Source organism: Ruegeria sp. AM9 (genome assembly GCF_056540565.1).
The window spans coordinates 154399-166157 of record NZ_JBQFWY010000005.1 but is presented as its reverse complement, the minus strand read 5'-3'; the positions used below and the strand labels follow the sequence as shown (position 1 = coordinate 166157).

At 60.3% G+C, this 11759-nt stretch carries 9 protein-coding genes; 7 read left to right on the top strand and 2 right to left on the bottom strand.

Features of this window, described 5'->3' with window-relative positions:
• Positions 1-2: 2 nt before the first annotated feature.
• From ACR0DO_RS11420 to ACR0DO_RS11410, 3 genes are all read left to right on the top strand, one after another.
• On the top strand, positions 3-971 hold the full coding sequence (locus tag ACR0DO_RS11420; RefSeq protein ID WP_480558814.1) for an ABC transporter substrate-binding protein: 969 nt from the start codon (positions 3-5) through the stop codon (positions 969-971).
• Between the two features lie 61 nt (positions 972-1032).
• A complete protein-coding gene (locus tag ACR0DO_RS11415; protein ID WP_170446724.1) occupies positions 1033-2082 on the top strand; it encodes a betaine/proline/choline family ABC transporter ATP-binding protein in 1050 nt (349 codons plus the stop codon).
• 10 nt (positions 2083-2092) lie between these two features.
• Positions 2093-3610 (top strand): ABC transporter permease, encoded by a 1518-nt coding sequence (locus tag ACR0DO_RS11410; protein ID WP_480558812.1) that lies wholly within the window; start codon positions 2093-2095, stop codon positions 3608-3610.
• 35 nt (positions 3611-3645) lie between these two features.
• On the opposite strand, the gene ACR0DO_RS11405 is transcribed toward ACR0DO_RS11410, so the two are convergent.
• Entirely contained in the window at positions 3646-4314 is a 669-nt protein-coding gene (locus tag ACR0DO_RS11405) for a cupin domain-containing protein (RefSeq protein ID WP_170446720.1), read from the bottom strand.
• Positions 4315-4428: 114 nt separating this feature from the next.
• Complete coding sequence (locus tag ACR0DO_RS11400) at positions 4429-5316, bottom strand: LysR family transcriptional regulator (RefSeq protein WP_480558810.1); 888 nt, start codon at positions 5314-5316, stop codon at positions 4429-4431.
• A 125-nt stretch (positions 5317-5441) separates the two neighbouring features.
• Here ACR0DO_RS11400 and ACR0DO_RS11395 point away from each other — a divergent pair, with 125 nt between their 5' ends.
• The 4 genes from ACR0DO_RS11395 (at position 5442) to ACR0DO_RS11380 (ending at position 11746) form a co-directional block, all read left to right on the top strand.
• Positions 5442-6065: a glutathione S-transferase family protein gene (locus ACR0DO_RS11395; RefSeq protein ID WP_480558808.1), complete on the top strand. Its 624-nt coding sequence runs from the start codon at positions 5442-5444 to the stop codon at positions 6063-6065.
• Positions 6066-6125: 60 nt separating this feature from the next.
• A complete protein-coding gene (locus ACR0DO_RS11390) occupies positions 6126-8180 on the top strand; it encodes an FAD-binding oxidoreductase (protein WP_480558806.1) in 2055 nt (684 codons plus the stop codon).
• A gap of 87 nt (positions 8181-8267) precedes the next feature.
• A complete protein-coding gene (locus tag ACR0DO_RS11385; protein WP_480558804.1) occupies positions 8268-9347 on the top strand; it encodes a PLP-dependent cysteine synthase family protein in 1080 nt (359 codons plus the stop codon).
• A 98-nt stretch (positions 9348-9445) separates the two neighbouring features.
• Complete coding sequence (locus tag ACR0DO_RS11380) at positions 9446-11746, top strand: fatty acid cis/trans isomerase (RefSeq protein WP_480558802.1); 2301 nt, start codon at positions 9446-9448, stop codon at positions 11744-11746.
• The last annotated feature ends 13 nt before the right edge of the window (positions 11747-11759 follow it).

Here is an 11759-nt window from a genome sequence, read left to right as displayed (position 1 = left end):
ACATGAAGAAACTGACACTTACCGCAACTCTGGCCTTTGCCTTGGGCGCGACAGGGGCGTTGGCACAGGATAAAGTCATGGTCGGTGAGCCCAGCTGGCCCGGCGCCAAGATCATGAGCCGGGTGATCGGTCAGGTCATCGAAACCCGTTTGGGCGGCGAGGTGGGCTATGCTCCCGGTGCCAATGCGGTGATCTTTGCCGCCATGGATGGCGGGCGTGGCGATATTGACGTGCATCCGGATGTCTGGCTGCCGAACCAATCCTCTTTCACCGATGAATATGTCGACCAGAAAGGCACCGTCGCCTTGTCTTCGGGCAGCTATGAGGGCCGCGCCGGGATCTGTGTGCCGAATTACATGGTCGAGGATCACAACATCCGCTCGATCTACGATCTGGCCACCCCGATGGCGCAAGAGCTGTTCGATTCCGATGGTGACGGCATGGGTGAGGTCTGGGTTGGGGCCTCGGGCTGGGCCTCGACCAACACGTTCAAGGTGCGGGTGCGCGACTATGGGATCGAAACCTTCCTGACGCCGACCACCGAAGATGAAACCGTGTTCTATTCGCGGCTGAAGGATCAGATCGACCAGCAGAAAGGCGCGGCCTTCTACTGCTATGCACCGCATTATGTCCATGCGCTGTATGACGTGACTATTTTGGAAGAGCCCGAGCATGACGCGGCCACCTACAAGATGGTGCAGCCCGATCAGGATGCCGACTGGTACAACAAATCCCATGTCAGCACCGGCGAGCCGGTGAAGACCGTGACCGTGGCGCATTCCAGGTCGCTGGAGCAGCGCAACCCGGCGGCGGCCTCTTTCCTGGCCAATATCAACATGGACGCCGGGCAGCTGAGCGGCTTGACCTATGAGGTCGTGGTCAAGGGGCGCGACACCGACGAGGTCGTCGCGGAATGGATCGCCGCCAATGGTGAGACCGTGGATGGTTGGCTTGGCCTGACCACCAACTGACACCAGCGCCCCCGGGGTCTCGGGGGTGCCGCCAAACACACTCAACAGCGGTGGGACCAGTATGACAGCGGATATCGCAATTGACGCAAAAGGCGTGTGGAAAGTGTTCGGTACACGCTCGAACGAGGCTTTGAACGCCATTCATAGCGAAGGCCTGAGCAAGGCAGAAGTGCTGGACCGGTTCAACTGCGTGGTCGGTGTGGCCGACGCCAGTTTTGAGATCGAGCGGGGTGAGCTGTTCTGCGTCATGGGCCTGTCGGGTTCGGGCAAATCGACCCTCGTGCGTCATGTGAACCGCCTGCTGGAACCGACAGACGGTCATATCTATCTGGACGGCGACGATGTGATGGGCCTGAACGATGAGGGCCTGCGCGACCTGCGCAACCGCCGGGTCGCCATGGTGTTCCAGAATTTCGGCCTGATGCCTCACCGCACCGTGCGCGACAACGTGGCGATGCCGCTGGAAATTCGCGGCACCGGCAAGGCCCGCCGCTGGGAAGAGGCCGACCGGGTGCTGGAACTGGTGGAACTGAACGGTTGGGAAGACAAATACGCCCATGAACTGTCGGGTGGGATGCAGCAGCGTGTGGGCCTTGCCCGCGCCATCGCTGCCGATCCTGAAATCCTGCTGATGGATGAGCCGTTCTCGGCGTTGGACCCGCTGATCCGCAAGCAGTTGCAGGATCAGTTCATGGAGTTGAGCCACAAGCTGAACAAAACCACGATGTTCATCACCCACGATCTGGATGAGGCGATCCGCATCGGCCATCGCATCGCGATCATGAAAGACGGGCGCATCGTGCAGATCGGCACCCCGGAAGAGATCATCCTGAACCCCGCCGATGATTATGTGGCCGACTTCGTGGCCGGGATTTCCAAACTCAACATGATCTTCGCCCATGCGGTGATGAAACCGGTGGACGAGTTCGAGGCGCGTCATGGCGAAGTGCCCGATGACGCCAAGAAAGCGCATCCGGATATGGATTTGTCCGATCTGATGAACCTTTGCGTCGAGGGTCACGGCGTCGTGGCGGTGACGCAGGATGGCAAGACCGTGGGGGTGATCAACCGCGCCGGCCTGATCCGCGCGATTCAGGACAGTCAGGCATAAGGGGGCCGCTATGAAACATGTTGATATGCAACTGATCCAACCGGAAACCGCCGACCGTCTGAACGGGCTGATCGGAGAGTTTGTCGGGCAGGGTCAGGCCTACTATCAGAAGACTTTTGCCTACATGATGCAGGCGCCGGGCTATCGCTTTACCCTGAACAAGGCGGCAGCGGTTCTGGGGCCGATATGGTTTGGTGCGCGCGGGTTGTGGTCATGGTTTCTTGGGTTCCTGGTGCTGGAAACGCTGGCCTATATCCAGATCGGGCTGGGCCTGTTCGGTGATCTGGGTCGCGAGTTCCGTGAACGGGCCGAACAGATCGAACAGACGCTGGAACTGCGTCGGCAGCAGATCGCGGCGGCGGAACAGTCTGGTGCCGCATCGCTGGAGTCCCTGAAACGTGCCGCAGAATCGCTGGAGGGTGCGCTGGCCGGAGCGCAGGACGCTGCCAAAAGCGCGGATTCAACCGGCCTGACCTATCTGGCCATCGGGATCATCCTGTTGTTGGCGGTGAAATTCCTGTCGGCATCGCTGGCCAATTGGACTCTCGAGGGGCAGTTTGCCCGCTGGCGCTCGGACCCGAGCGTTGCGCATGGCTGGTCCTTGCCACGGCTGACCGTTGCTTCGGTGCTGACCGGAGTGGTCGTGATCCTGTCCATGATCAAGTTTGCACAGCCTGATGCTTTCACGGTTCTGAAAACGTTTCCAACCAATCGCGATTGGCGCCTGAACGTGGGGGATGGCGTGCAGGCGGTGTTTGAATGGACCAAAACCGCCGGGCGCGGCTTCTTCGATGGGCTGACCTATGGGATGCGCACCTTGCTGGACTGGATTGAGGTGGTTCTGGTCGATACACCCTGGCCGGTCGTGGCGCTGGTGATCATCATGCTGGCCTACCTGTCTGCTGGTGCACGCGTGGCGATTTTCACCGGCGCAGCGCTGGCCTATCTGGGTCTGCTGGACTTCTGGGAAAAGGCGATGACCACGATTGCCCTGCTGGGCGCGGCGGCGCTGATCTCGATCACGCTGGGCATTCCGCTGGGGATTTACTGCGCCCGCCGTCCGCGTGCCTTTGCCATCGTGCGACCCATTCTGGATTTCATGCAGTCGATGCCGTCCTTCGTCTATCTGATCCCGGTGGTGGCCTTCATCGGATCGGGCAAACCGGCGGGCGTGGTTGCGACGATGATATTCGGCAGCCCTCCGGTGATCCGGTTCACGGTTCTGGGTCTGCAACAGGTGCCGGAAACCGTACGCGAGGCTGCATTGGCCTTTGGCGCCACGCCCCGATATCTGCTGTGGCGCGTGGATCTGCCGCTGGCGCACAAGACGATCATGGCCGGTGTGAACCAGACCATTCTGATGTCGCTGGCGATGGTCGTCGTCGCCTCGCTGATCGGTGCCAAGGGGCTGGGCGAGGACGTGCTGGAAGCATTGCAATACGCAGCCGCGGGGCAGGGCATTCTGGCCGGTCTGGCGATCCTGTTCTGCGCGCTGATCCTGGATCGGATCGTGGCCGGTAAGAAATAGAGGTCTACTCAGACGCACACCCACAATGGGCGCAGCTAGACCTGCGGCGCCCGGGCGTAGGGAAGATGCCCGGTTTTCATCCAGACCTTGGCGCCGTCAGAACCTGCGGTGGCCGACAGGGCTTGACCCTCTGGCAAACGCAGCCAGTCGTTTGTGTTCAATACATCTTCTCCGGTGGTGATCGACCCGTCGATGATGAGGATCTCGATCCCGCCGGGTGCGTTTGATGACAGGGTCGCGCCCGCGTCCAGATGGCTATAGGTGACCACTTCGCGGGCGTCTTCGTGAAGGATCGCGGTGGCGACGCCGTTTATCGGCGCGGACAGCTCATCCGCCATGGTTTTGCGGAACTGCGTACGGTCATCCATGTCGAACTGCCAGAGCTTCACAAAGATGGTGCAGCCGGGTGCCGATCCCGGCGTATGCTGCGATGTCGGCGGGTTTCGCACATAGGTTCCGGCCGGAAAATCGCCGTGCTCGTCCTGAAACACGCCGTCCAGCACAATGAACTCCTCACCGCCGGTATGTGTGTGCGCCGAAAATTTGCTGCCCGGTGCGTAACGTACAATGGTTGTGGCGCGGGCGACCTCGCCCCCGATCCGGTCCAACATGCGCCGGTCCACGCCTTTCATGGGCGAGGCCTGCCACTCAAGCTGATCAGAGTGAACAACGACGCGGGCAGAAAAATCCGAGTTGAGTTCCATGAGGCGGGGTCCTTTCGACATATGGGATCGTGATCGGCGCGCGTCGTTTTTTGCACCACGTTTGAAGATGGGGCGGGCGTTCGGGCATTTCCACCTTTGCGCAAAGACAGAGTTTCAGGTTCCGCGCAGTTGCGCCGCCAGAAAGTCAATCAACGCTCGTATCCGCGCTGTCAGGTGACGGTTTTGCGGATAGGCCGCATAGAGGCCGACGGATACCGCCTCTTGTGCCTCAAAAATCAATTGCAACTGTCCTGCATCCACAAACGGCTGCGCGGTGTATAGGGGAATGCGCCCGACCCCCAACCCGTCCGCGGCCATATGGGCCACCGCGCGTGGGGAATTAGCGCGGAAATTGCCGGACACCGGAACCAAATACGCGCCGTCCGGACCCTTGAATGTCCAATGGTCGATATTGCTGCCGGTGGCCTGCAACAGACAGTTATGAGAGGCCAGCGCCGATGGCTCTTTCGGGGTTCCGAATTCGGCCAGATAATCCGGCGACACACAGCACACGATCCGCATGTCCATGAGCTTGCGCGCCACGAGGTTCGAGTCTTTCAGGACACCAAAGCGAATAGCCAGATCATAGCCTTCCTCGACCATCGGGACGTGGTGATCCGACAGGTGCAGCTCGATCGAGACCTTGGGATGTTCGGTCTGAAACGGTTTCAGCAGATGGATCAGTTCCGCAGATCCGAACCCGGTGGGCGCGGTGATCCGGATACGGCCCGCCAATTCGGTTTGGCGCTGCTGAACCAGGCCTTCCAGCTCATCGAACTGCTCCAGCAAGGGCAGGCAACGTTCGTAATAGGCGCGCCCGGTATCGGTCAGGGTGACGCTGCGGGTGGTACGGTTGAACAGTTGCGCGTTCAGCCGATCCTCAAGCTGGGCGACATATTTGCTAGCCAGCTTAGTGCTGATGCCAACCTGCCGAGCGCCTTCGGTGAAGGAAGAATGCGCTGCCACGGCCGCAAAGGCCCTCATGCCCTGAACAGTATCCATTATCTACGCTGCGTTCAAAGTAATTCACCAAATTGGTATATTATCGCCATGCGGAAAGCAAACTAAGTCTGGTGCTCAGATGCTGATCCTCAGCCGAACCCTTCAGTCATAGAAAGAGCTATCAGATGTCCAACGCCATCCGAATCCACAGTTTCCCGCTGTCCGGCCATGCCCACCGCGCGGTTTTGTTCGCCAGCCTCGCGGGTATCAAGCACGACGTCATCGATGTTGATCTGGCCGGGGGCGAACAAAAAGGCGACGCGTTTCTGGCGCTGAACCCGGCGGGACAGGTGCCGGTGCTGGAGGACGGCGATGTGGTTGTCAGCGACAGCAACGCGATCCTGGTCTATCTGGCCCGAAAATATGCGCCGTCCTACCTGCCGACAGATCCGGTGCTTGAGGCCGAGGTGCAGAAATTCCTGACCCTCGCCGCAGGCGAGATCGCCTTTGGCCCTGCCGCCGCGCGGCTGATCACCGTGTTCAACGCGCCGCTGGACGTGGAATTCACACATGCCACCGCTGCCAAGGTTCTGGGCAAGCTGGACGCCCATCTTGAGGGGCGCGACTGGCTGGTCGGCGGCGCGCCCTCAATCGCGGATGTTGCGATCTACAGCTACACTGCGCACGCGCCCGAAGGGGGTGTTTCACTGGAACCCTACGCAAATGTCCGCCGCCTGCTGAGCAATATCGAGGCGCTGGACGGATTTGTCCCAATGCCCCGAACGGCGGTCGGACTGAACGCCGCCTGACCCCGAACCTGACCGGTTGCGCATTGGCGCAACTGGTCCCTTTGCCCCATGAGGTCCGCCATGAATGTTCCGGTCGAAGCCAGCGCATCCCCCTTTCACACCGGCGAGCGCGCCATGCAGTCCCGTGTGGGGAAACGCGAACAGGTCGAAAAAATGGGTCGCGATTTTATCCGTCCCTACATGCCCGACCAGCATCGGGAGTTCTTTGGCCAACTTCCATTCATCGTTCTGGGCAGCGTGGATTCCGGTGGGTGGCCCTGGGCGTCAATGATCTCGGGCAGGCCGGGATTTGTCAGCTCGCCGCATGACCGGCAGCTGGATGTAGCGATCCAACCGTTAAAGGACGACCCGCTTGGTGGCGCATTGCAAGCCGGTGCACCGATCGGCGTGGTGGGGGTGGAGCTTTCCACACGTCGGCGCAACCGAATGAATGCAACCGTGCGCCGGGTGGATGAGAGCGGTTTCTCGTTGGATGTCGTGCAGTCCTTTGGGAACTGCCCGCAATACATCCAAACCCATGATGTGAGCTTTGTCCGGGACCCTGAGGCCGATCCCGTCCGCCCCGTCAGTGATCGGTTTTCCGCGCTGGACGCGCAGGCCCGCAAGGTGATTTCGACTGCCAACTCGTTCTACGTGGCAAGTTCCGCCGATACGCCAGAACACAAAGGCGTTGACGTATCGCACAGGGGCGGGCGTTCCGGTTTCGTCAAAGTGCAAGGCAACAGCCTGTTGGTACCAGACTTTGTGGGCAACAATTTTTTCAACACGCTGGGTAATTTCCTTGTGAACCCCCGGGCAGGTCTGCTGTTCCCGGACTACCAGACCGGAGATCTGTTGATGCTGACCGGAACGGTAGAGGTTCTGGACGAAGACCATCCCAATATTGCTGCCTTCCAAGGCGCAAGGCGGGGGTGGTGGTTTCATCTGCATCATGGGCTGCGTATCCATGACGCGTTGCCGTTCCGGGCCGAATTTCTGGAGTTTTCGCCCAATAGCTTGACGAGTGATGACTGGAAGACGCTCGCCGCTCGGCAAAAGGCCAAAACGCAGCGCCGCCAATGGCGCGCCCTGCGGGTTGCCTCGGTGCGTGACGAAAGCGAGGTGATACGGTCCTTTACCTTTGAGCCGACAGACGGTTTGCCCCTGCTGCCCTTTGAAGCGGGCCAGTTTCTGACGCTGCGCGTGCGGCCCGACGGCAGGGCGCCAGTGACCCGGACCTACACGCTGTCCTCGGCACCGGGGGAACCCAGTTACCGGATTTCGGTCAAGCGCGAGCCGGGCGGCGCCGTGTCGAACCACTTGCACGACACGTTGTCAGCCGGAGACCTTGTTGAGGTCCTGGCCCCCAAAGGCCAGTTCTTTCTGGACCCCGCCGAAACCCGCCCTTCCGTTCTGTTCGCCGGAGGGGTCGGTATCACGCCGATGATCTCAATGGTGCGTCACGTCCTGAACGAAGGCCTGCGCAGCCGCCACACCCGCAGGCTGACCGTTTTCCACGCCGCGCAAACCGTGGCGCAGCGAGCCTTCCATGCGGATTTGCGCGAGGCCGAGGCCATCAGCGACGGTAAGATCCGTTATGTGTCAATCGTCTCGCAGCCCGAACAAGGCCGGCGGGTGGGTGTGGATTATGATGCCGCAGGCTATATCACGCCCGCGCTGATCCGCGACACGCTGCCTTTGGATGACTATGATTTCTTTCTCTGCGGCCCGCCGCCGTTCATGCAGGCTGTCTACGACATGCTGCGTGAACTGGGTGTACGGGACGGTCGTATATTCGCCGAAAGCTTCGGCCCGGCGGCGCTGAAACGGCGATCTGATGACGGCGCACGCAACCCACAGCCCGAGGCCGGAGCGGCTCAGGTCACCTTTGTGGCCAGCGGGCACAAGGCGCATTGGGTGAAAGACGGGCCGACCCTGTTGGAAACGGCCGAGGGGCAGGGGCTGGAGCCATCCTTCTCGTGCCGCTCGGGCTCTTGCGGCAGCTGTGTGACGCGCAAAATCGCTGGTAAGGTCGCCTATCGCACGCAGCCGACAGCGGACCATTCCGAAGACGAGGTGCTGATCTGCTGTGCGGTGCCCGGCCAGGGGACAGACGAAGTGATCCTGGACCTCTAGCGCCGCCTCAGGGAAAGGGGTCGGGACTTTATCACGGACGCAGGTTAGAAAGATGGGATTGCACCTGTGATCATGTGAGGATTTCCAATGACCGACTCAAAGCTCAGAACCACCTCGGGCAATGGCCGTATTTATGACAGCGTGCTCGACACGATCGGCAACACGCCCACAATTCGCATCAACAATCTGGGGCCTGAAGGCGTCGACCTGTTCGTGAAGTTCGAGGCGTTCAACCCTGCCGGGTCGGTCAAGGATCGCCTTGCGGTGAACATCATCGAGGCTGCGGAGCGCAACGGGACCCTGAAGCCCGGTCAAACCGTGGTCGAGGCGACCAGCGGCAATACCGGCATCGGTCTGGCCATGGTCTGCGCGCAAAAGGGCTACCCTCTGGTCGTTACAATGGCCGAGAGCTTTTCCACCGAACGCCGCCAGCTGATGCGGATGCTGGGGGCCAAGGTCGTTCTGACCCCAAAAGAGGAAAAGGGCTTTGGCATGTATCGCAAAGCCGCCGAGCTGGCCGAAAAGCACGGCTGGTTCCTGGCGCGGCAGTTTGAAACCCAGGCCAATGCCGAGATCCACGCCGCCACAACCGCTCGGGAAATCCTGGGCGATTTCAATGGCGAACCGCTGGATTACTTCGTGACCGGCTATGGAACCGGCGGCACGGTTACCGGTGTCTCGCGGGTTTTGCGCGCCGAGTGGCCGGATACGAAGATCATCCTTTCCGAGCCTGCCAACGCGCAGCTGGTGGGTAGCGGCATTGCAACCGAGCGGGGCAAGGACAACGATCCCGTCTCAAGCCACCCGGCGTTTGAACCGCATGTGATACAAGGGTGGACGCCGGATTTCATCCCCTCGGTCCTGCAGGAATCCATCGACAACAGCTACTTCGATCAGCTGATCCCCGTGCCCGGTCCGACCGGTGTGGAATGGGCGCAGAAACTGGCCAGCCAAGAGGGGATTCTGACCGGCATTTCCGGCGGCGCGACCTTTGCTGTAGCCATTGAAATCGCCGAACAGGCCGAACCCGGCGCGTCGGTTCTGTGCATGTTACCCGACACGGGCGAGCGGTATCTGAGCACACCTTTGTTCAGCGACATTTCGGTGGGCATGACCGATGAGGAAACCGAAATCGCGCACTCGACACCGGGTTACACCATCGGCTGACGTCAAGTCGTGTAGATCCGCCCTGACGCGTTCCTTGCTTAAAGCCCCCCGTAACTGCAATGATATTGACAGGTTACGGGGGTTGAGAGGGGGCGCAGATGCACAAAGGTCGACTGTTGCTGCGGGCGGCGATCCTGCTGCTCTGCGCCTTCCCGTTTGCGGCCCGGGCGCAGACCCAGACTTGGGCCGAGGTGAAACCGATCATGGATCGCCGCTGTGTCGTTTGCCACAGCTGCTATGACGCGCCGTGTCAGTTGAAACTGACATCCCCGATGGGCGTTTTACGCGGGGCCAGCAAAGAGGCGGTCTATCATACCGAGCGTTTGCAGGACGCCCAACCCACCCGGCTGGGGATCGACGCGCAGACCGTTCCCGAATGGCAGGCACTTGGGTTCCATTCCGTCCTGCGCGGGCAGGATGCGGGTTTGCTTGAGCGCTATCTCGAACTGGGTCGTCAGAACCCGATGCCGGTTGATGCGCCCCTTCCAACTGAACTTGGTCTGGCAATCGACCGTCCTCTGGTCTGCCCGACATCCGATGAGTTCGACGCATTCAGCGCGGCCCATCCGCTTGCAGGTATGCCCTATGGCACGGCACCGCTTGCCGAGGCCGAATTTCAGACCCTCATGGGCTGGGCGCGCAACGGTGCGGCCCTGCCATCCACCGCGTCCGACATCCCCGATGCGATCCAAGCCCAAATTACCGAGTGGGAGGCGTTTCTGAACGCAAGCGACCCCCGCAGCCAGTTGATGAGCCGGTATCTGTATGAGCATCTGTTTCTGGCCCGTCTCCATTTTCAGGGCGATGATCCGCGTCGGTTCTTCCAGCTTGTGCGCTCGACCACGCCGCCGGGGGTTGAGATTGACGTGATTGCAACGCGACGACCCTTCGACGATCCGGGTGCGGCAGCGTTTTACTATCGCTTGCAGCAGGTCACGGAAACGATCGTGCATAAGGAGCATCTGGTCTACACGCTTGGGCCGGATCGTATGGTACGCTACCAGCAGCTTTTTCTCGACACCGGTTGGACGCTGGCGGACCTGCCCCCGTATGGGGATGCCGAGGGCGGCAATCCTTTCACCACCTTCATGCAAATGCCTGCGCGCAGCCGTTATCAGTTCCTTCTGGATGACGCGCTGTTTTTTGTCCGCAGCTTCATCCGCGGCCCCGTTTGCCACGGAGAGACCGCTGTAGATGTGATCGAGGACCGGTTCTGGGTCAGTTTCCTCGACCCGGACGCGGATTTGTCGATCACCGACCCCAGCTATCTGCAGGAGGGTGCCGCCTATCTGGAACTGCCCGTGTCCGGGGCTGATGCAGGTGTGCTGGGCATGTTGCAGGAGTTCTCGCACAAAAATCAGGTTGAGTATCTCGAATTCAGGGACGCGCGGTACCGGGCTGCTCCGGTGTATCAGACCGGGTTCGACTATGGCTCGATCTGGGATGGAGACGGGACCAATCCCAACGCTTTGATCACGGTGTTCCGGCATTTCGATAATGCCTCGGCCATGACCGGGTTTCACGGCGGCATTCCCGAAACCGCCTGGGTCATCGATTATCCGATTTTTGAACGCATCTACTATGACCTTGTGGCAGGCTACGACGTGTTCGGGCGGGTCGAGCATCAGCTGTCCACGCGGCTTTATATGGATGAACTACGGATGGAGAGCGAGGACACCTTTCTGGTCTTCATGCCACGGGACGTCCGGCCGCAAATGCATGAACACTGGTATCAGGGTGTTCTGGCCGAATTGCACACCTATTGGCATCGCCGCCGTGTCGATGACCGTTTCCCCACCGGTGTTTCCTACCAGACAGATCAGCCGAAGCAGGAGTTCCTTCTGACCTTGCTGAAACGCGGCAACGGGTTGTGGGCCGAGACGGACCCGATCAACAGATGCGCCACCGAAGAGTGCCCCGCAGGACTGCCTGCTGAAACGCTGCGCGATCTGGCCAATCAAACCGGCGATTGGGTGAAATATTTGCCGGACCTGTCTGTTCTTGCGGTCAAGCAAAATGGCGGAGAGATGGCACTGTTCACTCTTGCGCATGACAAAGCCCATTACAACGTCGCCTTCCTGTTCGATGAGGAGGCACGCCGGGACCCCGGGGCGGATGTTCTGACGATCCTTCCCGGGCTGATCGGTAGCTACCCGAATTTCTATTTCCACGTCGGGCAGGATCAGTTGGCGTCCTTTGTCGCGGCCCTGAAAGGCATACGATCGCAAAGCGACTATTTGGCCGTGGTGGAGGAATACGGTGCGCGTCGGACCAGCCCCGACTTTTGGGCGTTAAGTGACCGAATTCACGATATTTTCTTGCGTCAACATCCAACTCAGGCGGGTATTTTCGATCTGAACAGGTACAAGGACCCGAAACAGGGGGATGACCCCACTTAAGCGCAGGATTTCA

Excerpts from the sequence above, each read along its gene's own strand:
- ACR0DO_RS11415 (WP_170446724.1), top strand. The coding sequence starts at position 1,033 with ATGACAGCGGATATCGCAATTGACGCAAAAGGCGTGTGGAAAGTGTTC.
- ACR0DO_RS11400 (WP_480558810.1), bottom strand. The coding sequence starts at position 5,316 with ATGGATACTGTTCAGGGCATGAGGGCCTTTGCGGCCGTGGCAGCGCAT.
- ACR0DO_RS11395 (WP_480558808.1), top strand. The coding sequence starts at position 5,442 with ATGTCCAACGCCATCCGAATCCACAGTTTCCCGCTGTCCGGCCATGCC.
- ACR0DO_RS11405 (WP_170446720.1), bottom strand. The coding sequence starts at position 4,314 with ATGGAACTCAACTCGGATTTTTCTGCCCGCGTCGTTGTTCACTCTGAT.
- ACR0DO_RS11390 (WP_480558806.1), top strand. The coding sequence starts at position 6,126 with ATGAATGTTCCGGTCGAAGCCAGCGCATCCCCCTTTCACACCGGCGAG.
- ACR0DO_RS11420 (WP_480558814.1), top strand. The coding sequence starts at position 3 with ATGAAGAAACTGACACTTACCGCAACTCTGGCCTTTGCCTTGGGCGCG.
- ACR0DO_RS11380 (WP_480558802.1), top strand. The coding sequence starts at position 9,446 with ATGCACAAAGGTCGACTGTTGCTGCGGGCGGCGATCCTGCTGCTCTGC.
- ACR0DO_RS11410 (WP_480558812.1), top strand. The coding sequence starts at position 2,093 with ATGAAACATGTTGATATGCAACTGATCCAACCGGAAACCGCCGACCGT.
- ACR0DO_RS11385 (WP_480558804.1), top strand. The coding sequence starts at position 8,268 with ATGACCGACTCAAAGCTCAGAACCACCTCGGGCAATGGCCGTATTTAT.